Genomic DNA, 23,299 nt, shown 5'->3' on the forward strand with positions numbered 1-23,299 from the left:
ATCCGGCCCCCTACCTTGCGGAGCACCTCCCACCCGTGCACCCGCCGCAGACGAGGCGCCGGTCCGGGTCGGAGATCGTCTGGCGGGCGGCGGCGGTTTCTGTCGGTGGCCGTGGCTAGATTGCTCGCATGCATCGCCATATGGAGGCGCGGGCATGACCGGTGTGACCGATCTGACCGCCGAAGAGGCCCGCCGGATCATCCTGCGCGCTCAGGGTTTCATCGGCGCCGACGCGCGCAAGGGCGGCGTGCACAGCATGCTGCGCAGGCTGGGCGCCGTCCAGCTCGACACGATCTCGGTCCTGGCCCGCTCGCACGAGCTGGTCGCCTACGCCCGGCTCGGCGCGGTGGGCCGTTCCAAGGTCGAGCGCGCCTACTGGCACAACCCCGCCCAGAGCTTCGAATACTGGTGCCACGCCGCCTGCATCCTGCCCATCGAGCACTGGCCGCTCTACTCCTTCCGCCGCCGCGCCTACCGTGAGCGGCGCTACCGGTGGCACGAGGTGCCCGACAACGTGGAGAAGCTGCTCGACCAGGTCAGGGAGTCGGGCCCGCTGACGACGTCCGACGTGGGCGGCGCCAAGAACGGCGGCCCGTGGTGGGACTGGTCCGACTCCAAGATCGGCCTGGAGTGGCTGCTCGACATCGGCGAGCTGGTGTGCAGCCGCCGCGTCGGCTGGCGCCGCGTCTACGACCTGGCCGAGCGCGTGGTCCCCGCCGACCTGCTGGCCGACGACCTGTCCGACGAGGAGTGCATCGTACGCCTGGCGGGCGTGGCCGGGCGTTCCCTCGGCGTGGCCAACCGCACCGACCTCATCGACTTCCTCCGCCTCAAGGGCCGCTACGCGGCGATCCTCGACGAGGTGCTGCTCAGCGGCGCGGCGGGCCTGGTGCCCGTGACCGTCGCCGGTTGGCCCGGCAAGAAAGGCCAGGCCAACGCCTGGGCGGCTCCCGAGGGCCTGGAGTCCGAGCCGCGCGGCCGGCACCGCACCACCCTGGTGTCGCCGTTCGACTCCCTCATCTGGCACCGCGAGCGCACCAAGCGGGTGTTCGGCTTCACCTACACGCTGGAGCTGTACGTCCCCAAGCACAAGCGTGTGCACGGCTACTTCACGATGCCGGTGCTGGCCGGGGGGCGGCTGATCGGGCGCGTCGACCCGGCCCGCGAGGGCTCCACGCTGGTGGCCAGGCAGGTCCACCTGGAGCCGGGCCTCTCGCCCGCCAAGTGGGCCGGCGCCCTGAGCGAGGCTCTGTGGTCGGCCGCCGACTGGGTGGGCTGCGACGCCGTACGCGTCGAACGCGCCGACCCGCCGGAACTCGTCCCCATGCTGAACGCGACCCTTGCACCCCCGCCCTCACCGAACGGACCCTGAACGAGAGCCGACCGGCGCCATGCGCCCCTGAACGCCCCTCGCATGCGCCCGAGCCACGTACCTGCGCCCGCTCGGGCGTTGTGGCGTCGCGATCACGACACGCATCACGGTCGACCGTGCCGGCGGCAGGGGCGTGACGCGTGGCCGTGCTCACCCCGCAGGGAACGCGCGACGGCCTCGCCGGCGAGCACGCTCAAGCGCTCGCAGCAGCATCGCAGGAGAGGACGACCCAAGCAGGCGCAGCGGCCTCGCGTGAGAGCACTGCACGGCCCGAGCACTCGCGACGCCCTCGTCCACGAGCGCGCCCGGCATGCCACGCAACCGGAAACCCGGCCGGGCGAGGCCAGGCTGGGCCAGGCCGGCGGCTCAGGTGATCTCGAGCATGCGCTCCCGCACCGCGTACACCACGGCCTCCATCCGCGAATGCAGCTGCAGCTTGTCGAGGATGTTGCGCACGTGGTTCTTCACGGTGTTCTCGGAGATGAACAGCTGCTTGGCGATCTCCCGGTTGTTCATGCCCTTGGCGACCAGCCGCAGCACCTCCATCTCCCGGTCGGTCAGCCGGGGGACCGGAAGCTGAGGCGGGCGCTCGGCCTCCTTGCGGCTCATGTTGGCGAACTCGCTGATGAGCTTGGCCGCCATCGCCGGGTTGATTAACGACTGGCCCTCGTGCACGCCGCGCACCGCCGCCGGGACGTCGTTGATCTGGACGTCCTTGAGCAGGTAGCCGGTGGCTCCCGCCTTGATGGCCTCGAAGAGATCCTCTTCCTCGTCGCTCACCGTCAGCATGATGATGCGGGTGCTCGGGACGGAGGCCTTGATGCCCTTGGTCGCCTCGATCCCGTCCTGCCGCGGCATGCGCACGTCCATGAGCGCGACGTCAGGCATGAGGCGATCGGCCAGTTCGACCGCCTCCTGCCCGTCGCTCGCCTCACCGACCACCTCGATGTCAGGCTCTGCGGCCAGCGCCAGCGCCAGGCTCCGCCGGATCAGCTCGTGATCGTCGACGATCAGCACGCGGATCGGCTCGCTCACCTGCGCGCGGGCCTCGCCAGACTCGGTCACGAAGCCTCCTTGGTGAGCTTCGTGACGGCCGGCCTCGTGACGACCAGCCTCGTGCCTGCCATTGCCTCGTTTCGCTCGCTCATCCCTGCCTGACTGAGCTCGCTCACGTCTCCTCCTCGTCGGGGGGCCAGAGCCGTCGAACCGCCATGATGGCATGTACCCGCGGTTCTCGGGTGGTCGAGAAGATCTTTTAGCGCGCGATCAGGGCTCTACGAGCCGCAACACGCCGTAGTTGTAGCCGCGCCTGTTGTAGACGACGCACGGCTGGCCGCTCTCCTTGTCACGGAACAGGTAGAAATCGTGTCCGACCAGCTCCATCTCCAGCAGGGCCTGATCGATGGTCATGGGCTCGGCTCGGTGGAACTTCTCCCGGACGATGAGCGGACCGTCGCCGTCCATCTCGATCGGGACGATGTCGTCGTAGAGCTGGTCGCTCTTCTGCTGCAGCTCGTCCTCGTCGGGCTCGGCCTGCTCGGGGACTCCGGGCTGCGTGCGGGGCTTCAGATCGGCGGCGTCAGGGAGCGTCGCGGTGATCTCCGCCACCGAGGGCGGGCAGTGGTTGCCGTGGTGGACCTTGCGCCGGTCGGCCAGCCGCCTGAGGCGGCCTTCCAGCTTGTCGAGGGCTAGATCGAGGGCTGCGAATCGGTCGTCGGCCGAGGCCTCGGCGCGGATGGCCGGTCCTCGGGAGTGAATGGTGAGCTCGACGCGCTCGCGCTGATCGGCGAGGCGCGGATTACGCTCCTTGGACACCTCCACATCAACTCGGATGAGTTTGTTGTCCAGACGTTCGATCCTGGCCAGCTTGGTCGTCACGTGGTCTCGGAACCGATCACTTACTCCTGTGTGCCGGCCCTTGACGATGATGTCCATGCAACAGCCCCCCTTCGGTCTAACGACTGAGCAAGAGCGCCCGACGACGTGCATGCCGGACGGGGTGTTCTGGCTGCCTCTCTGTCACGGTTACCCTCTTCCGACGCTGAGTCACCGGGAACTCGGAAGGCACCCGCCCGGCCGACCTGGTCTTCGACCCCACATCCGCCTGCTGAGGGTTTCGCAGCTCTGTCGCCACTACTGCCCTTCTCTCCTGACGGGGGACATCTGGACCCCCGGGAAGGCAGGACTTACCCCTAAGCCGCACCGTGATCGGTCGACAAAGAGTCGCCTTACGTGGACCGTTTTGCCTGCGGCTGGCATCGGCTAGCAGAGCCGGGGACCCCGACCCTGCGCAACCACGGACCCGAACGGGTGCCATGTAGGAACGCTATCCGCATCCAGCACGAATGTCAGCCTGAGCATCAGCCGGGTGATCACTGTCAGTGAGATCGAGTCGACCGGAAAGCGCCTTCCAATGCCCCATTTAACCGATCGGCAACCCTTATGCGCACGGGACTCCCGTCCACTGAACAGCCCGATTCCCCGTCTAGGGGAAGTGACATGTGACCTCCAGGCTAGGAAACCGATTTGGATCTTTCTTTACCGAACGTGACCATGACGATTTTCAAGATCTTCGGCGTGTCGCGCCCGCGGTGACGGCCAGCGGCACGACCATCTCCGCAGCGTGCAGCGCCCGGGCGGCCTCGGCGAGGGTCGCGCCGGTCGTCACGATGTCGTCCAGGAGCAGCGCACGGGACGCTGGAGGCCCGTTCGCGGCGGGCAGGACCCGAAGTGACCCTGCGAGGTTGGCGGCTCTCTGAGCGCGACTCAGGCCCGCCTGGTCGGCCACCCGCCCGGCCTGCCCCAGCCCCGGCCACACCTCGGCCCCCAGCCCGAGCGCCCGCAACCTGGCGGCGACCAGCACCGCCAGCCTCCCCACCGGATCGTGGCCACGGCCCCGCACGCTCCTGCGCGCGCTCGGCACCGGCACGACGGCGAACCGCCCGCCCGCCCACTCCCCCGCCTGCCCCATGGCGACCAGCACCGTACGCGTCACCGCCTCGGCCAGCACCCCGGCCAGCGCCACGGCACCCCGCTCCTTGTACGCCACGATCATCCTGCGCACCGCCCCCTCGTACGGCGCCGCCGACCAGCAGTCCGGCAGGTCGTCCGGCCGCGGCACGGGGCTGCGCCTGGCGGGCTCGGCGGTCAGCGCCTGGAAGCATCGCGGGCAGCACGACGCCCCCTTGGCGCCGCAGCCCGCGCAGGCAGGGGGAAGGACCAGGTCCAGCAGGGCGTTCAGCACGGACCCAGCATGCCGGTCGCCACCGACAGTTCCGGCCCGCTGACGCGGCGCACCCAGGACAGCAACCCGGCACGGCCGGATCACCCCGGCCGGCCCAACGGAACGCCACCGCCGGCTCGCCCCACGGACGCCGTGCGCGCCGCAGATACCGTGCGCCGCGAGTACCGTGCGCGCCGCCGACACCGAGCGCGCCGCCGGCACCTGCCCGGCGAACAACGGGGGCGTGGGCATCTGCCAGGGAACGGCACGGGCGCGGGTGTCAGCCCAGGGGCAGCAGGGGAGCGCCGCCCTTCTTCTCGATCTTGGTGGTCCAGGTCTGCTGGTCCGGGCTGAGCACGATCAGCTTGGTCCCGCCCTTCGTCGCGACATCCGCCAGCACCTGGTCCTGGAACGCCGCCACCGACTCCAGCCGATCCTTCAACGGCACCCCCGTGGTCTCCCCGTCCCCCACGTTGATCTCGTTGAGCGTCTGCCCGGCCGTCCCCTGCGCCAGCACGAGCAGGTGCTCGTCATCCCGCCAGGCGATGTCCTTGATCTCGTTCCCGGTCTCGGTCGTGGTCAGCAGCTGGAGGTTGCCCAGCTTCGTCCCCGCCCCCTCGCCGGTCAGCGCGCCGATCTGAACGGTGTTCTCCCCGGTGGTCACCGCGACCCGCACCCCGTCCCTGGCGATCCTGAACCGGTTGACGTCCAGCTCGTCCAGCTCGGCCGGCACCTCGACCGGCTCCGCCTGCCCCCTGGCGGGGTCGTACTTCAGCAGGACCCCGTTCTTGCCGTCGTAGGTCCACAGCGTCCCGTCCCGGTTCCAGGTGGGCGGCGTCAGGTCCGCTCCCTGGACGACCTCCTGCCAGGCCCCCTCGGGCGCCAGCCCGGCGACCGAGATGCCGGTCGAGGTCTTGGCGGCGATGAGGGGGTTGGGGCCGGCGGAGACGGCGAAGTGGCCGAACCCCTCGTGCTCCTCGCCGGCCGCGCCCGCCACGGCGCCGCCACCGCCGTCCTTGGTCAGGTAGTGGACGGCGCCCTTGTCGACGTAGTACGCGCTGTCGCGGACGTCGTCGTCCAGCCACTGGTCGACGGTGTCGGGCCGGTCGACGGTGTACGACTCGCCGTCCACCATGATCTCGATGATGCGGCCCTTGGCGATCTCGTTCTTGTTGAGGCTGTTCCTGATCTGGCCCCGGAGGGTCTCCTCGGCGCTCAGGTCGAGCGTGTCGAGCTCCCCGGAGAGGTTGATGATCACGCGGTCCTCGCCGGACCTGATCGACTCGATCTTGATGCCGGGCGGGAAGCTGGTGGTGACCGCGCCGCGCAGGGCCTCGGTCGGCGGTTCGAGCAGCCGTTCGAGCACGGTCTGCGCGAACGTCTCCTTCGTGTCGAGCCGCAGGCGTACCCGGTCGACGACCAGCCGGTCCTGGGTGCTGCGGTTGACGTAGTAGAGGTTCGTCGGCCGGTACGCGCGCGCCACGTCGGACTCGGTGAGCAGCAGCCCGGGGGGCAGCGCGCTGACGCGGTAGCCCTCCGGCAGCTTGACCAGCTCGAAGGGCCGCTCCCACGGCCCGCCCGTCGGCTTGTACGAGTCGTCCTCGTTGATGAGGGCCAGGTAGTGCCCCTTGAGGGTCACCTTGCTGGACGTCTCGGACTCCCTGGGCGGCGGCACCGAGACCTCGTACTGGTCCTGGATCACCGTCACGGGCCCGGCCGCCGTCCACTTGGCGCGCGCCTCGGGCGTCAGGTAGCCGGCCAGGATCGACGGGTCGTCGGCGTAGGCGGCCATGGCGGCCTGCAGGCCCCTGATCGTGTCCTCGGCACCCCAGCCGGGCTGCGGCGGGATGGCGATCATGCGCTGGAACGGCTTGCTGAGCGGGTCGCCCGCCCCTTCGTCGTTGTTGACGGTGTACGGGCCGTTCGGCGCGATCACGGTGCACCCGGAGCCGCCCAGCACCACCGCGGCCGCGATGCCGAGCGCCGTGCAGAGCCGGCTAATCCTCGTCATGCTCGGCCCCGTCCCCGGAAGCGGGCAGCAGCACGGGCGTCATCGCCGTCCGCCAGGTGCGGCGCATCTCGATCTCGGGCGGCACCAGCGACAGCGGCGAGCCCTTCAGGTCCACGCCCGCGTTCCTCGGCAGCGTGAGCCTGAACTGGGAGCCCTCGCCGGGCTGCCCCCACGCCTGCAGCCAGCCGCCGTGCAGGCCGGCGTCCTCGCGGGAGATGGCCAGGCCGAGCCCGGTGCCGCCGATGGTCCTGGCCCGCGACGGGTCGGCCCGCCAGAAGCGGTCGAAGACCATGGTGTCCTCGCCGGGCTTGAGCCCGATCCCGTGGTCGCGTACGGCGACGGCCACGGCGTCGCGGTCGGCGCCCACGGTGACGACGATGTCCCTGCCCTCGCCGTGCTCGATGGCGTTGAACAGCAGGTTGCGCAGGATCCGCTCGACGCGCCGGTTGTCGATCTCGGCCACGCAGGGCTCGTTGGGCAGCCTGAGCTCGAAGCGGGTGCCGTGCCGCTCGGCCAGCGCCTCGGAGTCGCCGATCGCGCGCAGCACCACGTCGCGGATGTCCACGGGCTCCAGGTCGAGCGTGGCGGCGCCGGCGTCGTAGCGGCTGATCTCCAGCAGGTCGGCCAGCATCGACTCGAACCGTTCGAGCTGGGCCTGCATGAGCTCGGCCGAGCGGGCGGCCATCGGCTCGAAGTCCTCGCGGGCGTCGTACAGCAGGTCGGCGGCCATGCGGACGGTCGTCAGCGGGGTGCGCAGCTCGTGGGAGACGTCCGAGACGAACTGCCGCTGCACCTGGGAGAGCTCCTCCAGCTGGTGGATCTTGAGCGCCAGGTTGGCGGCCATCTCGTTGAACGAGTTCGCCAGGCGGGCCAGGTCGTCCTCGCCGCGTACCTTGAGCCGCTCGTCCAGCCTGCCGGAGGCCAAACGCTCGGCGGCCTGGCGCGCCAGGCGTACGGGGGTCACGACCTGGCGGGCGACGAGGTAGGCGATGGCGGCCAGCAGCAGCACGAGCCCGAGCCCCACCACGACGATGGCCAGCCGGACGTTGGACAGCAGCTCCTCTTCCTCGTCGAACGGGAAGAAGTGGTAGACCTCGTAGGTGCGCCCGTTGGTGGTCAGGTGCACGATGCCGCCGACCACGAACGTCAGCCTGGGCTGGCTCTCACCGCGGAACCTGATGGTCTGGATGGACCCGGTCGCTTCCTCCCACTTGTACGCGCGGACGTTGCGCTGCAGGGCGAGCCTGAGCTTGAGCGGCACGTCCGCGGGCACGACGCTTCCGGACGCCCGCGACTGTCCGGGGGTGCTCAGGTTGAGCACCAGCACCTCGTAGCGCTTCTCGGAGCCGTTCTCGCCCGAGCCTGTGACGGTGTTCATGACGTCGTCGAGCAGGTTGCCCGCGCCCTGCTCGGCGTCGCTGACCGGCTTGGTGGGGTCGTCGGTCTCGGGAGTCAGCGCGTCGGCGATCTGCAGCCGGTCGGCGAAGGCGTCGCTCGTGGCGGAGCGCTGGCTGCTCTCCACGACCGACCTGTTGATCTGCTGGAACAGGAATGTGCCCAGCACCACCACCACGATCACCGAGATCACCAGCGTGCTGGTGACCACCTGCAGCTGGAGCGAGCGCCGCCAAATGCTGCGCGTCCTGCCGGCCGCACGACGAACCCGCCGGCGGACGCCGCCGAGAATCTGGCGGAACGTCCGTCTGCGGGATCTCTTCTTCTTCGTCGGGGGCACGGCGGGGCGGGGCGAGGGTTAGGCGGGACCGGCTTTGTAGCCCACGCCGCGGACGGTCACGACGATCTCGGGGTGCTCGGGGTCCTTCTCGATCTTGGCCCTGAGCCGCTGCACGTGCACGTTGACCAGCCGCGTGTCGGCCGCGTGCCGGTAGCCCCACACCTGCTCCAGCAGGACCTCGCGGGTGAACACCTGGCGCGGCTTGCGGGCCAGCGCCACGAGCAGGTCGAACTCCAGCGGCGTGAGGTTGATCGTCTCCTCGCCGCGCTTGACCGAGTGACCGGCCACGTCGATGGTGATGTCGCCGATCTGGAGGATCTCGGGGGTGGGCTCGTCGGTACGGCGCAGCCGCGCCCGCACCCTGGCCACCAGCTCCTTCGGCTTGAACGGCTTGACGATGTAGTCGTCGGCGCCCGACTCCAGCCCGAGCACGACGTCGATCGTGTCGCTCTTGGCGGTGAGCATGACGATCGGAACCCCCGACTCCGCCCTGATCCTGCGCGCGACGTCGATGCCGTCGGCCCCCGGCAGCATCAGGTCGAGCAGCACCAGGTCCGGGCGTGTATCCCGGAACGCGTCGAGGGCCTTGTCGCCATCGGAGACAAAGGACGGCTCGAAGCCTTCCCCTCGCAGCACGATCCCCAGCATCTCGGCGAGAGCGGCGTCGTCGTCGACGACCAGCACGCGACCTTTCATGGCCCCTCATTCGTTCTACGCATTGTGGGACATACCCGCACGATCGCTGAAGGTTACCCTTGGTTGACCCATGAGTGTGACCTGAGCCCTACAAAAGGCGAATTTTAGGTCCGCCCCCGCGACCGCTATCTCAGTCTGCGGTAACAGAGCAACTTTCGGCCATCCCCGGACGCGAACCTTGCCCCGATTCCTCCGTGAATGCGGGCAAGATGAGGCGGCGAATCCTCTCCGTGACACCAATGCCCCGCACAGCGTGCCAGGATTGGGATATGTCAGACGGTCACGGTCCCACGCCCGAGACGCCATCAGGCTGGTCGGCCGAACAGCCCCCGCCCTACAGCGCCCCGCCGGCCTCCCCGTGGACCGCCCCCGGCGCGCAGCAACCGGTCCCCACCGGGCAGGCGTACGGGCCGCCCGCGCAGCAACCCCCGCAGCCGCCGCAACAGGCGCCTTACGGGCAAGCGCCCCAGACACCATATCCGCCCCACCCGCAACAGCAGCCCGGATACGGCTACATGCCGCCGCCGGCGCTCCGCCCGGGCATCATCCCGCTGCGCCCGCTGGCCCTGGGCGACATCCTCGACGGCACGATCAAGCTGATCCGGTCGAACCCGAAGGCCGTGCTCGGCCTGTCGGCCGTGGCCGCCCTGCTCGCCTCCGTGCCCCTGGCCGTCGGCCAGGCGTTCCTGCTCGACGCCATGCCCTCGTTCGACGACCCCGAGGGCATCGCCGCCGCCGAGAGCCAGCTCAACAGCATCTCCGGCATCGCCGGCCAGTACGCGGGCACGCTCGTCTCGTCCGCGATCTCGTTCGTCGTCGTCACGCTGCTGACCGGCGTGCTGACCCGCATCCTGGGCCGGGCCGTCTTCGGCGGCAACATCAGCGCGGGCGAGGCCTGGCAGCTCGTCAAGGGCCGGATCCCCGCGCTGTTCGGCGTGGTGGGCATGATGGCCGCGATCATGATCGTGCCGATGATCGTCTTCGTGCTGCTCCTGGTGGCGATCGTGATGAACGCCTCCGGCACCGGCGCCATCGGCTGGATCGTCGGGCTGACGGTGCTGTTCCTCGTCGTCTACGTCGCCTACTACCTGTTCTTCAGGACCCGCTTCGCGTTCGCCTCGCCGGCCGTGGTGCTGGAGGGCCGGGGGCCCGTCGACGCGATGCGCCGCTCGTGGCACCTGGTGACCGGCGACTTCTGGCGGGTGTTCGGCATCCTGCTGCTCACGTCCCTGCTGGTCGGGCTCGTCGCGAGCCTGCTGACGTTCCCGTTCACGCTGCTAGGCACGATGCTCGGGATGCTCGGCACCAGCTCGGTGACCAACACCGTCATCTCGGCCGTGCTCATCGCGGTCGGCGGCACGCTCGGCGCGATGCTCACCTACCCGTTCGAGGCCGGCGTCTCCGGCCTGCTGTACGCCGACCGGCGCATGCGCAGCGAGGCGTTCGACCTCGTGCTGCAGACGGCGGCCATCGAGCAGCAGCGCCAGGGCTGGGTGCACGCCTCGGCCGACGAGCTGTGGCACCCGTCCAACTCCATCAGGTCGTGAGCCCGATCGACCGGGAGGAGGCCGCGCGCAGGGCCGCCGAGGAGCTCCTCAAGCCGGAGTACGAGAAGGAAGCGCTGTTCGACCGGATCTACCGGTACGTCACGCAGTTCCTCGGCGACCTCCTCGACGCGGCCACCGGCGGCGGCGCGACCGGCGGGATCATCGCCGCCGTGCTGATCACGCTGATCCTCCTCGGGCTGGTCGCGCTGATCGCGTGGCGGCTTCGCAAGACCGCCCGCAAGAACGCGCTCGCGCCTGGCGCGCTGTTCGGCGCGCGGGCGCTGACCGCGGCCGAGCACCGTCAGGCCGCCGAGCGCCTGGCCCAGGAGGGCCGCTGGACGCAGGCCATCCAGGAGCGGCTCCGGGCCATCGCCCGCGACCTGGAGGAACGCGCGCTGGTCGACGGCATGCCGGGCCGGACGGCCGACGAGCTGGCCGCCGAGGCGGCGGTGTCGCTGCCCGCGTTCGCGCAGGAACTCGCGGCGGCCGCCCGCTCGTTCGACGACGTGACGTACGGCGGGGTGATGGGGACACGGGAGGCGTACGAGACGATGACCGGCCTCGACGAGCGCCTGCGGCAGGCGCGCCCGGTGCCGCTCGCGGCCTCGGCCGGTGAGGGCGGGGCATGAGCGTCGCCACCCCCCAGGCCCCTCCGGGGCAGTCCTACCCGACCTCCCCCACCGCCCGCTCCACCTGGCGGGCCGGCCGGATGATCGGGCTCCTGGGCGCCCTCGTCGTGCTCATCGCCGTCCTGGGCGTGCTGCTCGGCCCCGAGCGGGCCCCCGCGCGCTACCTCGACCCCGACGACACCTCGCTGTCCGGTTCCAAGGCGCTGGCCGAGCTGCTGCGCGACCGGGGCGTGACCGTCGACCGGGTCGACTCCGTCGAGGCCGCCGCCGCCAAGGCCGCCACGGGCAACCGGCTGCTGCTGATCACCGACACCATGTACGTCGACGAGTTCGAGCTGGCCAGGATCCCCGGCGACCGCCTGGTCGTCGGCAACGTCTTCGGCCTGCCCGCCCTGGCCCCCGGCGTGCGGCTGGAGGCGGCCGGGGTCAGGCCCCGCTCCCGCGAGCCCGAGTGCGGCCTGCCCGCCGCCACCGCCGCGGGCAGCGCCTACCTGGGCGGCGTGGCGCTGCGCGGCCCGTCGGGCGCCACCGCCTGCTACCCCGCGGACGACGGGCACACCCTGGTCAGCTTCCCGTACGCGAGCGGCGTCATCACGGTCGTCGGCGACGGCGGCTTCATGACCAACCAGCGCCTGGCCGAGGACGGCAACGCGGCCCTGGCGCTCAACCTCATCGGCACCGGCAGGCCCGTCACCTGGCTGGTGCCACCCGAGACGCCGCCCGCGCTCGACCTGCCCGGCGAGCGCGGCCAGTCGATGTACGACCTGATGCCGGCCAGCATCCGCTGGGCCGTCTACATGTCGATCATCGCGGTGGGCGTGGCCGCGTTCTGGCGCGGCCGGCGGCTGGGGCCCGTGGTGGCGGAGAAGCTGCCGGTCATCGTCAGGGCGTCCGAGACCGTCGAGGGGCGCGGCCGGCTCTACCGGGCCAGGCGCGCCAGGGAACGCGCGGCCGACGCGCTGCGCGCGGGCACGATCGACCGGCTCACTCCCAGGCTGGGGCTGGCGTCCGGCGCGGGCAGGCACGAGATCGTCTCGGCGATCGCCGCCCGCACGGGGCAGGACGCGCAGCAGGTCGGCGCCGCGCTCTACGGCCCGCCACCGGTGGACGACGCGGGGCTCGTCGGGCTGGCCGGATATCTGGACTTCATGGAGAGGCTGATCAGTGAACTCTGACGAGACATACCGCGTGCCGACCGGCGGGCCGGCCGCCAACGGCGACTCCGCCAGGGAGGCGCTCGGCGCGCTGCGCGCCGAGGTGGCCAAGGCCGTGGTCGGGCAGGACGCGGTCGTGACGGGGCTGGTCATCGCGTTGCTGTGCAGGGGGCACGTGCTGCTCGAAGGCGTGCCCGGCGTGGCCAAGACGCTGATGGTGCGCACGCTGGCCTCGGCGCTGTCGCTGGACTTCAAGCGGGTGCAGTTCACGCCCGACCTGATGCCCGGCGACGTGACCGGGTCGTTGATCTTCGACACGAAGACCGCGGAGTTCGAGTTCCGCGAGGGGCCCGTGTTCACGAACCTGCTGCTCGCCGACGAGATCAACCGCACGCCGCCGAAGACGCAGGCGGCGCTGCTGGAGGCGATGGAGGAGCGGCAGGTCAGCGTGGAGGGCTCGGCCCGCGAGCTGCCCGACCCGTTCGTGGTGTGCGCGACGCAGAACCCCGTCGAGTACGAGGGCACCTACCAGCTCCCCGAGGCCCAGCTCGACCGGTTCCTGCTCAAGCTGACCGTGCCGCTGCCGCCGCGCGAGCAGGAGATCTCGGTGCTCGACCGGCACGCCCGCGGCTTCGACCCGCGCGACCTGTCCGACATCAAGGCCGTCGCCTCGGCCGAGGACCTGGCCGCGGGCCGGGAGGCGGCCGCGAAGGTGCACGTGGCGCCCGAGGTGCTCGGCTACATCGTGGACGTGGCCCGCGCCACCAGGAACTCGCCGTCGCTGCAGCTCGGCGTCTCCCCGCGCGGCGCCACGGCGCTGCTGGCCGCCGCCCGGGCGTGGGCGTGGCTGTCCGGGCGGCCGTACGTCACTCCCGACGATGTCAAGGCGCTGGCCAGGCCCGCGCTGCGGCACCGCGTGCAGCTCCGGCCGGAGGCCGAGCTGGAGGGGGCGACCGCCGACGGCCTGCTCGACGGCATCCTCGCCTCGGTCCCGGTCCCGCGTTGACGGCCGCGACGGGAAGCGTGGTGCTCGAATGGCTCTGACGGGACGTGCCGGGCTGGTCGCGGCGATCGGGATCGTGGTGGTGCTGTTCGCGCCGCAGCCCGGGCCCGCGCTGGCCGGGGTCTGCCTGCTGCTGGCCGCGGGGATCGTCGTGGACCTGACGTTCGCGGGTGCCGTGCGGCCGCTGCGCTTCCACCGGTCCGGCGACACGCTGGTCCGGCTCGGCCAGCAGGCCACGGTGGAGCTGGTGGTCGAGAACCCGGGCGGCAGGCGCGTACGCGGCCTGCTCAGGGACGCCTGGCCGCCCTCCGCGGGGGTGTACCCGCGGGTGGCCGCGCTGGACGTGCCCGCCGGGGAGCGCCGCAAGCTGGTCGTCTCGCTCAGCCCGACCAGGCGCGGCGACCGGTCGTCCGTGGCGATCACCGTGCGCTCGCTCGGCCCGCTGGGCCTGGCCGCCCGCCAGGGCAACCACCAGGCGCCGTGGACGGTGCGGGTGCTGCCGCCGTTCCTGTCGCGCAAGCACCTGCCCTCCCGGCTGGCCCGGCTGCGCGAGCTCGACGGCCAGCACCCGGCGCTGGTGCGCGGGCAGGGCACCGAGTTCGACTCGCTGCGCGAGTACGTGGTGGGCGACGACGTGCGCTCGATCGACTGGCGGGCCACCGCGCGCCGGCACGACGTCGTCGTACGCACCTGGCGGCCCGAGCGCGACCGCCGCGTGCTAATCGTGCTCGACACCGGCCGCACCTCGGCCGGGCGGGTCGGCGCCGCGCCGATCTACCTGGCGGGGGCCGACGCGAGCGGCGCCGGGCTGTTCCTGCGGCCCGACCCCCGGCCCGCGCCCGGCTGGCCGCGCCTGGACTGGTCGATGGACGCCGCCCTGCTGCTGGCCGCGCTGGCCGCCAGGGCCGGCGACCAGGTGGACTTCCTGGCCCACGACCGGGCCGTACGCGCCTGGGTGAGCGGGGCGTCGCGTACCGAGCTGCTGTCGTCGCTGGTCAACGTGATGGCGCCGATCGAGGCGGAGCTGGTCGAGGCCGACTCGCAGGCCATGGTGGCCGCCATCCTGTCGCGGGCCAAGCGGCGCTGCCTGGTGGTGCTGCTCACCGACCTGAACGCGGCGGCCATGGACGAGGGCCTGATGCCGGTCCTGCCGAAGCTCTCCTCGCGCCACCTGGTGCTGGTGGCTGGGGTGTCCGACCCGTCCGTCGCGGCCATGGCGGGCCGCCGCGGGTCGGTCGAGGAGGTGTACGACGCGGCGGCGGCCGAGCAGGCCCAGCTCGGCCGCAGGCGCATCACGGCCAGGCTGCGGCGGCACGGGGTCGAGGTCGTGGACGCGCCCCCGGAGGACATCGCGCCCGCGCTCGCCGACGCGTACCTGGCGTTGAAGGCCGCGGGCCGGCTCTAGGCGGTCGGGGCGACGTCGGGGGCCCGTTCGATGTCGCCGGTCTCGTTCTCGCGCAGCGCCCTGCGGCCGAAGATGATCACGTACGCGAGGAAGACCGCCTCGGCGAGCACCCCGATGCCGACCCGCGCCCACGTGGGCAGCCCCGACGGGGTCACGAACGCCTCGATCAGCCCCGACACGAACAGCACCACGACCAGCCCCATGGCCACGCTCATCACCGCGCGGCCCTGCTCGGCCAGCGCCTCGATCCGCCTGCGCGGCCCCGGGTCGACGACCGTCCAGCCCAGGCGCAGGCCCACGGCCGCCGCCAGGAAGATGGCGGTCAGCTCCAGCAGGCCGTGCGGCAGGATCAGGCCGAAGAAGATGTCCAGCTTGTCCCTGGAGGCCATCAGGCCGCCGGAGACGGCCACGTTCTCGGCGTTGGCGTAGAGCGCGTACGGGATCGGCAGGCCCAGCACCGCCGCGTACATGATCATCTGTGCCGCCACCCACGCGTTGTTGGTCCACACGCGGCTGGCGAACGAGGCGGCCGGATGCTCGGAGTAGTAGTCGGCGAAGTCCTCCTCGACGAGCTGCGTGATCTCGTCGGGGCTGGCGATCGACGCCTGCACGTCGGGGTTGGCCGCCACCCACGCGCCCATCACCCACCCCACCACCAGGAACGCCACCGTGACCGCCAGCCACCACCACCGCGCCCGGTAGGCCACCACGGGGAACGACACCGTGAAGAACCGCGTCACCTCGCGCCAGGCGGGGGTGTGCGCGCCGGTGACGGCGGACCTGGCCCTGGCCACCAGCGCGGACAGCCGTCCGACCAGCATCGGGTCCTTGGACGACGAGCGGACCATGGACAGGTGCGTCGCCACCCGCTGGTACAGCTCCACCAGCTCGTCCACCTCTGCCCCGGTCAGCGAGGAGCGGTGCTTGACCAGGTGATCGAGCCGGTCCCACACGGGGCGGTGTGCTGTGACGAACGCATCGATGTCCACCCGAACATTCTGGCCGCTCAATCACCCGGACATTGCCGTTAGGCTCCACATATGTCGGAGGTTGTGACCGGCGACGCCGTCGTCGTCGAAGTGCGGGTGGCCCAGATGCCCTCGCGGGCCCTGGCGATCGTCATCGACATGGCCGTGCAGTTCACGGTTCTGGTCGCCGCCTACGCGCTGTTAGGGGCGTTCGCGGCCATCACGGACTCCGCCATGTTCGGGGCCGTCATGATCGTCCTGGTCGTGCTGGTGCTGGTCGGCTACCCGGTGATCTTCGAGACGCTCAGCAGGGGCCGCAGCCTCGGCAAGCTGGCGCTCGGGCTCCGGGTGGTCGGCGACGACGGCAGCCCCGTGCGCTTCAGGCAGGCGCTGTTCCGCGGGCTGGCCGGGGTCCTGGAGTTCTGGATGTTCTCGGGGGCGCCGGCGCTGATCGCGTCGATGGTCTCGCAGCGGGGCAAGCGGCTCGGCGACGTGTTCGCGGGCACCATCGTGATCTCCGAGCGGGCGCCGCGCGAGTCGGGGCAGCTCATCGTCATGCCGCCGCAGCTCGCGAGCTGGGCGACCACGCTGGAGCTGTCCCAGCTGCCCGACGAGGTGGCGCAGGCCGCGCGGCAGTACCTGTCGCGCTGGCACGACCTCACGCCGCAGGTGCAGCACGAGATGGGGGTGCGGATCGCGACCCAGGTGGCGGCCTTCGTCTCGCCGTCGGCTCCTGGCGGGGTGCCGCCGCACGCGTACCTGAGCGCCGTCCTGGCGGAGCGCCGGCGCCGCGAGCAGGCGCGGTTCGCGCAGCGCCTGGGGAACGGCCGGCCCCAGCAGGGCTCGTACCCGCAACCCGGGCCTATCCAGGCGGGGCCGTACGGGCCACCGCCACCGGCACCGTACGCGCCTGCCGGTCCGGCCCCGTACCAGCAGCAGCAGATGCCGCCGGCTCCGCCCGCACCCGCACCGGAGCCGCCGAAGGCGACTCCGGGCGGGTTCGCGCCGCCTCAGTGAGCGCGGTCACGGGGCGCGCGAGCCGTCACCTCAGCCGTGCCTCCGGCCGTGGTACGACTCCTGCGTCTGGGTGTTCAGCCGGTCGGTACGCACGTACCTGGCGCTGTCGGTACGCGGGTCGTTGATCTTGATGACGTCGAGGCCCTCGTGGAAGTCGGCCCCGTAGATGTAACCGTTGTAGTAGTAGGCGGACCAGATGCCACCGCCGCCGCCCGCCGCGCGGGGACCGCGGTCGAAGTAGCCGAGCTCCTTCGGGTTGGCGGCGTCGGTGAAGTCCCAGATCGACACCCCGCCCATGTACCAGGCCTGCACCATGATGTCGCGGCCCTTGACGGGGATCAGCGAGCCGTTGTGCGCGACGCAGTTCTCGCTGTCGGCCTGGTAGCGCGAGATCTTGAAGTAGCTCTTGAAGACGAGCTGCCCTCTGACGATCTCGTAGATGGCGTCCGCCCCGCGGTTCGGGCCGGTGGCCTCGTTGCAGGTCGCGCCGTTGCCGCCGCCGAGCTCGTCGGTGAAGACGACCTTCCTGGCGTCGTTGCTGAAGGTGGCCGAGTGCCAGAACGCGAAGTTCGGGTCGGTCGTCCTGGCGGTCACCCTGGGGTTCAGCCGGTCGGAGATGTCGAACAGCACGCCGTCACCCATGCACGCGCCCGCGGCGATGTCCTTCTCGGCGTAGACGGTGATGTCGTGGCAGCCGCTGGTGGGCAGGAGCAGGCCGGGCTGGGTCTCGTTGCCGCCGTCGGGGAAGACGACCGGGGTGGCGGCGACCGCGGCGGCGGCCGGGTCACGCAGCGGCACCTTGATGATCGAGATCTTGTCGTGCGGCGGCGCGCAGTCGGGGAAGTTGTCGGCCGGCTGGTACGACGACACGTAGATGTAGACGTTCCTGTGCCGGTCGCGGCCCTTGCCCGGCACCAGGGTCAGGGTGTGGGAGCCGCAGTTGGTCTCGACCGACTTGATGTAGCGCGGGTTGGCCTTGTCGGAGACGTCGAAGATGCGTACGCCCTCCCACGACTCCTTGATCGAGGCGCTCTGCCCCGTGCTGCTGCAGGAGTCGTTGTTGCGGGAGGAGTCCACGGCGGTGAACAGCAGGTCGCCGTAGACGCTGACGTCCATCTGGGAGCCGGGGCAGACGACGGAGCTGACCGGCCTGACGTTCCTGGGGTTGCTGATGTCGTAGATCGAGAAGCCGCCGTAGTTGCCCACGTAGGCGTAGTCGCCCTGGAAGGCGAGGTCGGTGTTGATGGTGCCGGCGATGGGGGCGGGCTTGGGGACGTTCAGCACGTGGGTCACGTTGGGGCTGGTGACCACGGTGTCGGGCGGCGGGATGTCGGCGGCCTGGGCGGGCATGCCGGTCAGGGCTAAGACGGCGGCCGCCGCGACCATGACGAGGGAACGGCGCTTCAGGGTCACTCGGGATCCTCCTTGATCACGTTCGGCGAGCGTGAACGTGTACGCGGGACAAGAGGCGGGAGCGGGAGCTCCGCCGCACGATCTACCAGTGGCCGTGCCCGCGTTCGGGGTACGACGCCTGCGTCTGCGCGTTCAGCGAGCGCATCTTGACGCTGTTGGCCTGGTTCGTCCGCCAGTCGTTGATCTTCAGCACGTCCAGGCCCTGATGGAAGTCGGAGCCGTAGATGTAGCCGTTGTAGTAGTAGGCGGACCAGAAGCCGGCGAACAGCGGCCCGGCGGTGTTGTCGGGGCCGCGCTCGAAGTAGGCGATCTCCTTCGGGTTCGCGGAGTCGGTGAAGTCCACGACCGAGACGCCGCCCTGGTACCACGCCTGCACCATGATGTCGCGGCCCTTGACCGGGATGAGCGAGCCGTTGTGCGCGACGCAGTTCTCCGTGTCCGCCTGGTGCCGCGCGATCTTGAAGTAGCTCCTGAACTGGAGCCGTCCGCGCACGATGTCGTAGTAGGCGTTGGCGCCCCGGTTCGGCCCGATGGCCTCGTTGCAGGTCGCCCTGGTGCCGCCGCCGAGCTCGTCGGTGAAGATCACCTTGGTGCCGTCGTTGTTGAACGTGGCCGAGTGCCAGAACGCGAAGTTCACCTCGTCCCGCACGGTCGCGGTGACCCTGGGCCGCTCGGGGTCCCGGATGTCGAACAGGACACCGTCACCGATGCAGGCGCCCGCGGCGATGCCCTTCTCGGGGTAGGCCGTGATGTCGTGGCAGCCCGTCGTGGTCGACTTGCCGTCCGGATAGGGCAGCGGCACGCCGGGGAACCCGCCGTCGGGGAACAGGTTGGGCGTGGCGATGACCGTGGCGGCCTGCGGGTTCCTCAGCGGCACCTTGATGATGGAGATGAGGTCGTGCGGCGGCCGGCAGTCCGGATAGGTGTCTCTCGGGCCGTAGGAGGAGACGTAGACGTAGACGTTCTCCCTGCGGCGGTCGGGCACCAGCGTGTGCGTGTGCGAGCCGCAGGCGGTCTCGATGGCCTTGACGTAGCGCGGGTTGGCCTTGTCGGAGACGTCGAAGATGCGGATGCCCTCCCACGACTCCTTGATCGTGGCACTCTGCTCGGCGCTGCTGCAGGCATCGCCGTCACGGGCGTAGTCGACGGAGCCGAACAGGAGGTCGCCGTAGACGGACACGTCCATCTGGCCACCGGGGCAGACGACGGCGCTGACCAGCGAGGCTTTCTTGGGGTTCCTGATGTCGTAGACGGAGAAGCCGTCATAGTTGCCTATGTAGGCGTAATCGCCCTGGAAGGCCATGTCCGTGTTGATGTTGGCCAGGGCCTGGGGCTTGGGCACGTTGGTGACGTGCTTGATGTTCGGACTCATGACGATCTCGCCAGGAGCCGGGATGTCCGCTGCCTGGACGGGTGCCGTGACACCCACCAGCGCCACGAACGCCGCCGCCAGGATGAGGGCTCTGCGGGGGGTTAACACTGAACCTCCTATAAAGGGGGCATAAATCTACGCAATCCTCACCCCTTCCGGCCTCGCCGACCAGCGTCCAACATGTCAAATTTTGTTGCGTTTCGACCTCTTTCATTTAGTACGGTTTTCACCTAGAGTGCGCATGCTGTACCCCGTTCAGTCAGGAGGCTGAGTGCGCGCTGCGCTCGTCGTCGTCGTGGCCCTTGCCGTCGCCCTCCCCGGTTGCAGCTCCGGCACCACCCCGAAGGCCCCCAGGGCCGACTCCACGGCGCCCGTGATCGCCCCTGGACGCCCCGGCGAGCAGGCCAGAACCCTCTCCCCCGAGGAAGCCGCCACCGCCGTCCCCACGGCCACCGCCAACGCCGCGGACGTGAAGTACGTCCAGGACATGATCGTCCACCACCGGCAGGCCGTGGACATGGCGCTGCTCGCCCCGAACCGCGCCGAATCCGCCAAGCTCAAGGGCCTGGCCGACCGGATCCAGGACGTGCAGGGCCCCGAGATCCAGTACATGTCCACCTGGCTGCGGGAGCAGGAGCAGCGGGTGCCCGAGCACCACGCCCGCCATGAGGGCATGCCGGGCATGGCGACGCCCGAGCAGCTGGAGGCGTTGAAGGCGGCCCAGGGCAAGGAGTTCGACCGGCTGTTCCTGCAGCTCATGATCAACCACCATCTGGGCGCGATCGAGATGTCGAAGCAGGTGCTGACGGGCGGGTCGCACATCAAGATCGAGGAGCTGGCCACCGACGTCAGCGTGGAGCAGGCGGCCGAGATCCGCCGCATGCAGGAGATGCAGACCGCTCCCTGAGCGTCCGATTCCTACAAGCCACGGCGAACGCGCCCCGCGTACCGTCACGTACATGACGATCTTCCGTCGGGGAGAGCCCGGCTACGACGAGAACCGGCTGGGGCTGAACCGGGCGGCCGGCGAGTCCCGCCCGGCCCGCGTGGTCGCCGCCACCGGTGAGCACGACGTGGCCGCCGCGGTACGGCTGGGCGCCGAGCAGGGCCTGCCGGTGGGCGTCATGGCCACCGGGCACGGCCCCGCGGTGCCCGCAGACGGCGCCGTGCTGGTCAACACGCGCCGGATGGACGGCGTGAGCGTGGATCCGGCGGCCGAGACCGCGTGGGTGCAGGCGGGAGCCCGCTGGGAGCAGGTGCTGGAGCGGACGACCCCGCACGGGCTGGCCCCGCTGAACGGATCGAGCCCGGACGTCGGCGCCGTCGGCTACACGACGGGCGGCGGCGCGGGCCTCCTGGGCCGCCGCTACGGCTTCGCCGCCGACCACGTACGCCGCCTCCGGCTCGTCACCGCCGACGGCCGGCTGCGCGAGGTGACGGCCGAGTCGGAGCCCGACCTGTTCTGGGCGGTACGCGGCGCCAAGGACAACTTCGGCCTGGTCGTGGACATGGAGATCGACCTGTTCCCGATCTATCGCCTACAGCGGCGACGTGGCGGAGGGCGAGCTGCTCGTCCGGCCGCTGCGCGAGCTGGGGCCCGTGCTGCTGGACACGGTACGCAAGCTGCCGTACGCGCAGGTCGGCTCGATCCACCACGATCCAGCAGGCGAGCCCTATGTCGCCCATGACCGGAACGTGCTGCTGCGCGACCCGGCGCCGGAAGCCGTCGAGACCATCGCCGCGCTGGCCGGGCCGGGGTCGCCCTTCGTCACCGAGCTGCGCCAGTTCGGCGGCGCCTACGCGCGGGCGCCGCGGGTGCCCAACTGCGTCGGGGGCCGCGACGCGGCGTACTCGCTGTTCACCGGTGTCGTGCCGGAGGCCGGGGCGCTGCGCCGGCGCGACGAGCTGCTGGCCCGCCTGCGCCCGTGGAGCACCGGCGGCACGAACCTCAACTTCGCCGGCGTCGAGGACTCCGCCCCCGCCCACGTGGCGGCCGCCTACACCCCCGCCGACCACGCCCGCCTCACCGCGCTCAAGGCCCGCCACGACCCGCGCAACCTGTTCCGGATCAACTTCAACATCCCGCCATCGGACGGAGGAGGGACCCCGTGACCTCGAACCTCACCGACCTGCTCAACGTCGGCCGCGCCGTGGCCCGCCGCTTCGAACGCATCGGCATCACCCGCGCCGACCAGCTCGCCGGCCAGGACCCGCTCGACCTGTACGAGCGGATGTCGGCCGCCGCCGGCGAGCGCGAGGACCCGTGCCTGCTCGACACCATCATGTCCGCGGTACGCCAGGCGGAGGGCGGCCCCGCCCTCCCGTGGTGGCACTACACCCCGGAACGCAAGCGCCTGCTGGCGCGGACCGGGGAGTCCTGACGCCTAGGAGCCCATCCGCCAGGAGTGCAGGTACTCCTCCTGCTCGGCCGTCAGCAGGTCGATGCCGATGCCGGTGGCGGCCAGCTTGAGCCTGGCCACCTCGTGGTCGATCTCCTCCGGCACGTCGTAGACCCCGGGCGCGAGGTTCTCGCGCTCCCCGACCAGCCACGCCACCGCGAGCGCCTGCGCGGAGAACGACATGTCCATGACGGCCGCCGGATGCCCCTCGGCGGCGGTGAGGTTCACCAGCCGCCCCTCGGCCAGCAGCAGCAGCCGCCGCCCGTCGGGCATCACGTACTCGTCGGTGTTGGGCCGCACGCCCCTGTGCACCTCGTGGGCCATCTCGTCCAGGGACCGCACGTCGATCTCCACGTCGAAGTGCCCCGCGTTGGCGAGAATGGCCCCGTCCCTCATCACCGACAGGTGCTCGGCCCTGATCACGTCCCGGTTGCCCGTCACGGTGACGAACAGGTCGCCGAGCAGCGCGGCCTGCGCCATCGGCCGCACCTCGTAGCCCTGCAGGGTCGCGTCCAGCGCCTTCACGGCGTCGATCTCGGTCACGATCACCCGCGCCCCGAACCCCTTGGCCCGCTCGGCCACCCCGCGCCCGCAGAACCCGAACCCGGCCACGACCACGGTCCGCCCGGCGAGCATGGTGTTGGTGGCCCGCATGATCCCGTCCAGCGTGGACTGGCCGGTCCCGTACCGGTTGTCGAACATGCGCTTGGTTCGGGTGTCGTTCACGGCCACGACGGGGAAGCGCAGCGCCTCCTCGGCCGCCATCTGCCGCAGCCGGATGATCCCGGTCGTGGTCTCCTCGCACCCGCCGGTGACCCCGTCGAGCAGATCCGTCCGCTCGGTGTGCAGGATGTTCACCAGATCGCACCCGTCGTCGAGCACGAGCTCGGGGCCCAGGTCGAGCGCCTGGTGGATGTGCCGGTAGTAGGTCGCCCGATCGACCCCGGCCCGGGCGTGCACCGCGATCCCGTAGCTTCTCAGCGCCTCGGCGACGTCGTCCTGCGTGGACAGGGGGTTGGAGGCGGCCAGCGCGATCTCGGCCCCGCCCGCCTTCAGGGCGCCCAGCAGCACCGCGGTCTCGGCGGTGACGTGCAGGCAGGCCGCGATCCTCAGCCCGTCGAGCGGCCGTTCGAGCGCGAACCGCTCACCGATCGCCGTGAGCACCGGCATCGAGCGGGCGGCCCAGGAGATCTGCCGCTCACCGCTTTCACTGAGGTCCATGGCCAACCTTAAACCGAAGAAGACGGCCGGGGTCACGCTCGTCACGGCGCCCGGCCCGTGAGCCTTCACGACCGGCCATGACAGGCGGAGGTGACGTCGGCGCGTGCGGGTGACGTGGCCCGCCGTAACAGATG

General features: G+C 71.0%; 21 protein-coding genes. 11 read left to right on the forward strand and 10 right to left on the reverse strand.

All coding sequences use genetic code 11. The features are described 5' to 3' along the window. The first annotated feature begins 154 nt into the window (after nucleotides 1-154). On the forward strand, nucleotides 155-1,372 hold the full coding sequence (locus tag HD593_RS50215; protein WP_185109954.1) for a winged helix-turn-helix domain-containing protein: 1,218 nt from the start codon (nucleotides 155-157) through the stop codon (nucleotides 1,370-1,372). A gap of 366 nt (nucleotides 1,373-1,738) precedes the next feature. Here HD593_RS50215 and HD593_RS50220 read toward each other — a convergent pair whose 3' ends face one another. From HD593_RS50220 to mtrA, 6 genes are all read right to left on the reverse strand, one after another. Further along, nucleotides 1,739-2,437: a response regulator gene (locus HD593_RS50220; protein WP_185109955.1), complete on the reverse strand. Its 699-nt coding sequence runs from the start codon at nucleotides 2,435-2,437 to the stop codon at nucleotides 1,739-1,741. Between the two features lie 201 nt (nucleotides 2,438-2,638). Beyond that, nucleotides 2,639-3,307 (reverse strand): ribosome hibernation-promoting factor, HPF/YfiA family, encoded by a 669-nt coding sequence (hpf, locus tag HD593_RS50225; RefSeq protein ID WP_185109956.1) that lies wholly within the window; start codon nucleotides 3,305-3,307, stop codon nucleotides 2,639-2,641. Nucleotides 3,308-3,935: 628 nt separating this feature from the next. Then, complete coding sequence (locus HD593_RS50230; protein WP_185109957.1) at nucleotides 3,936-4,616, reverse strand: ComF family protein; 681 nt, start codon at nucleotides 4,614-4,616, stop codon at nucleotides 3,936-3,938. Nucleotides 4,617-4,875: 259 nt separating this feature from the next. Next, complete coding sequence (locus HD593_RS50235) at nucleotides 4,876-6,606, reverse strand: LpqB family beta-propeller domain-containing protein (RefSeq protein WP_185109958.1); 1,731 nt, start codon at nucleotides 6,604-6,606, stop codon at nucleotides 4,876-4,878. Further along, a complete protein-coding gene (gene mtrB / locus HD593_RS50240) occupies nucleotides 6,593-8,341 on the reverse strand; it encodes an MtrAB system histidine kinase MtrB (protein ID WP_185109959.1) in 1,749 nt (582 codons plus the stop codon). Before mtrB ends, HD593_RS50235 begins: the two co-directional genes overlap by 14 nt. Before the next feature lie 18 nt (nucleotides 8,342-8,359). Further along, nucleotides 8,360-9,037 carry an MtrAB system response regulator MtrA gene (gene mtrA / locus HD593_RS50245; protein ID WP_043620615.1) on the reverse strand — a complete coding sequence of 226 codons (678 nt, stop codon included), beginning with the start codon at nucleotides 9,035-9,037 and terminating at the stop codon, nucleotides 8,360-8,362. 269 nt (nucleotides 9,038-9,306) lie between these two features. On the opposite strand from mtrA, the gene HD593_RS50250 reads away from it, so the two are divergent. Genes HD593_RS50250 through HD593_RS50270 form a run of 5 tightly spaced genes read left to right on the forward strand, consistent with a single transcriptional unit; the run spans nucleotide 9,307 to nucleotide 14,775 of the window. After that, the gene (locus HD593_RS50250; RefSeq protein ID WP_185109960.1) at nucleotides 9,307-10,584 is read left to right on the forward strand and encodes a DUF7847 domain-containing protein; all 1,278 of its coding nucleotides are present in this window, start codon (nucleotides 9,307-9,309) and stop codon (nucleotides 10,582-10,584) included. Beyond that, complete coding sequence (locus HD593_RS50255; RefSeq protein WP_185109961.1) at nucleotides 10,581-11,213, forward strand: DUF4129 domain-containing protein; 633 nt, start codon at nucleotides 10,581-10,583, stop codon at nucleotides 11,211-11,213. The genes HD593_RS50250 and HD593_RS50255 overlap by 4 nt, the downstream gene beginning before the upstream one ends. Further along, nucleotides 11,210-12,388: a DUF4350 domain-containing protein gene (locus HD593_RS50260; RefSeq protein ID WP_185109962.1), complete on the forward strand. Its 1,179-nt coding sequence runs from the start codon at nucleotides 11,210-11,212 to the stop codon at nucleotides 12,386-12,388. The genes HD593_RS50255 and HD593_RS50260 overlap by 4 nt, the downstream gene beginning before the upstream one ends. Then, a complete protein-coding gene (locus HD593_RS50265) occupies nucleotides 12,378-13,373 on the forward strand; it encodes an AAA family ATPase (protein WP_185109963.1) in 996 nt (331 codons plus the stop codon). Before HD593_RS50260 ends, HD593_RS50265 begins: the two co-directional genes overlap by 11 nt. A 28-nt stretch (nucleotides 13,374-13,401) precedes the next feature. Next, nucleotides 13,402-14,775 (forward strand): DUF58 domain-containing protein, encoded by a 1,374-nt coding sequence (locus HD593_RS50270; RefSeq protein ID WP_185109964.1) that lies wholly within the window; start codon nucleotides 13,402-13,404, stop codon nucleotides 14,773-14,775. On the opposite strand, the gene HD593_RS50275 is transcribed toward HD593_RS50270, so the two are convergent. Next, the gene (locus HD593_RS50275; RefSeq protein ID WP_185109965.1) at nucleotides 14,772-15,764 is read right to left on the reverse strand and encodes a stage II sporulation protein M; all 993 of its coding nucleotides are present in this window, start codon (nucleotides 15,762-15,764) and stop codon (nucleotides 14,772-14,774) included. The two genes, HD593_RS50270 and HD593_RS50275, sit on opposite strands and share 4 nt — an antisense overlap. Nucleotides 15,765-15,815: 51 nt before the next feature. On the opposite strand from HD593_RS50275, the gene HD593_RS50280 reads away from it, so the two are divergent. Then, nucleotides 15,816-16,760, forward strand: coding sequence for an RDD family protein (locus HD593_RS50280; protein WP_185109966.1), 945 nt, complete (start codon nucleotides 15,816-15,818; stop codon nucleotides 16,758-16,760). Nucleotides 16,761-16,790: 30 nt separating this feature from the next. Here HD593_RS50280 and HD593_RS50285 read toward each other — a convergent pair whose 3' ends face one another. Together HD593_RS50285 and HD593_RS50290 are read right to left on the reverse strand one after the other, a co-directional pair. Next, the gene (locus HD593_RS50285; protein WP_185112622.1) at nucleotides 16,791-18,146 is read right to left on the reverse strand and encodes an LVIVD repeat-containing protein; all 1,356 of its coding nucleotides are present in this window, start codon (nucleotides 18,144-18,146) and stop codon (nucleotides 16,791-16,793) included. Between the two features lie 109 nt (nucleotides 18,147-18,255). Further along, nucleotides 18,256-19,653 carry an LVIVD repeat-containing protein gene (locus HD593_RS50290; protein WP_185109967.1) on the reverse strand — a complete coding sequence of 466 codons (1,398 nt, stop codon included), beginning with the start codon at nucleotides 19,651-19,653 and terminating at the stop codon, nucleotides 18,256-18,258. Between the two features lie 163 nt (nucleotides 19,654-19,816). Between HD593_RS50290 and HD593_RS62825 the strand changes: the two genes are divergently transcribed. The 4 genes from HD593_RS62825 to HD593_RS50305 are packed head-to-tail and all read left to right on the forward strand — an operon-like array spanning nucleotide 19,817 to nucleotide 21,926. Next, on the forward strand, nucleotides 19,817-20,452 hold the full coding sequence (locus HD593_RS62825) for a DUF305 domain-containing protein (RefSeq protein WP_185109968.1): 636 nt from the start codon (nucleotides 19,817-19,819) through the stop codon (nucleotides 20,450-20,452). A gap of 52 nt (nucleotides 20,453-20,504) precedes the next feature. After that, entirely contained in the window at nucleotides 20,505-21,233 is a 729-nt protein-coding gene (locus HD593_RS60765; RefSeq protein ID WP_221525368.1) for an FAD-binding oxidoreductase, read from the forward strand. Beyond that, on the forward strand, nucleotides 21,145-21,657 hold the full coding sequence (locus HD593_RS60770; protein WP_221525369.1) for a BBE domain-containing protein: 513 nt from the start codon (nucleotides 21,145-21,147) through the stop codon (nucleotides 21,655-21,657). The genes HD593_RS60765 and HD593_RS60770 overlap by 89 nt, the downstream gene beginning before the upstream one ends. Further along, nucleotides 21,654-21,926 (forward strand): helix-hairpin-helix domain-containing protein, encoded by a 273-nt coding sequence (locus HD593_RS50305; protein WP_221525370.1) that lies wholly within the window; start codon nucleotides 21,654-21,656, stop codon nucleotides 21,924-21,926. Before HD593_RS60770 ends, HD593_RS50305 begins: the two co-directional genes overlap by 4 nt. A gap of 3 nt (nucleotides 21,927-21,929) precedes the next feature. On the opposite strand, the gene HD593_RS50310 is transcribed toward HD593_RS50305, so the two are convergent. Then, the gene (locus HD593_RS50310) at nucleotides 21,930-23,165 is read right to left on the reverse strand and encodes an adenosylhomocysteinase (RefSeq protein ID WP_185109969.1); all 1,236 of its coding nucleotides are present in this window, start codon (nucleotides 23,163-23,165) and stop codon (nucleotides 21,930-21,932) included. Nucleotides 23,166-23,299 lie beyond the last annotated feature (134 nt).

This window comes from Nonomuraea rubra, assembly GCF_014207985.1.
GTDB lineage: Bacteria > Actinomycetota > Actinomycetes > Streptosporangiales > Streptosporangiaceae > Nonomuraea > Nonomuraea rubra.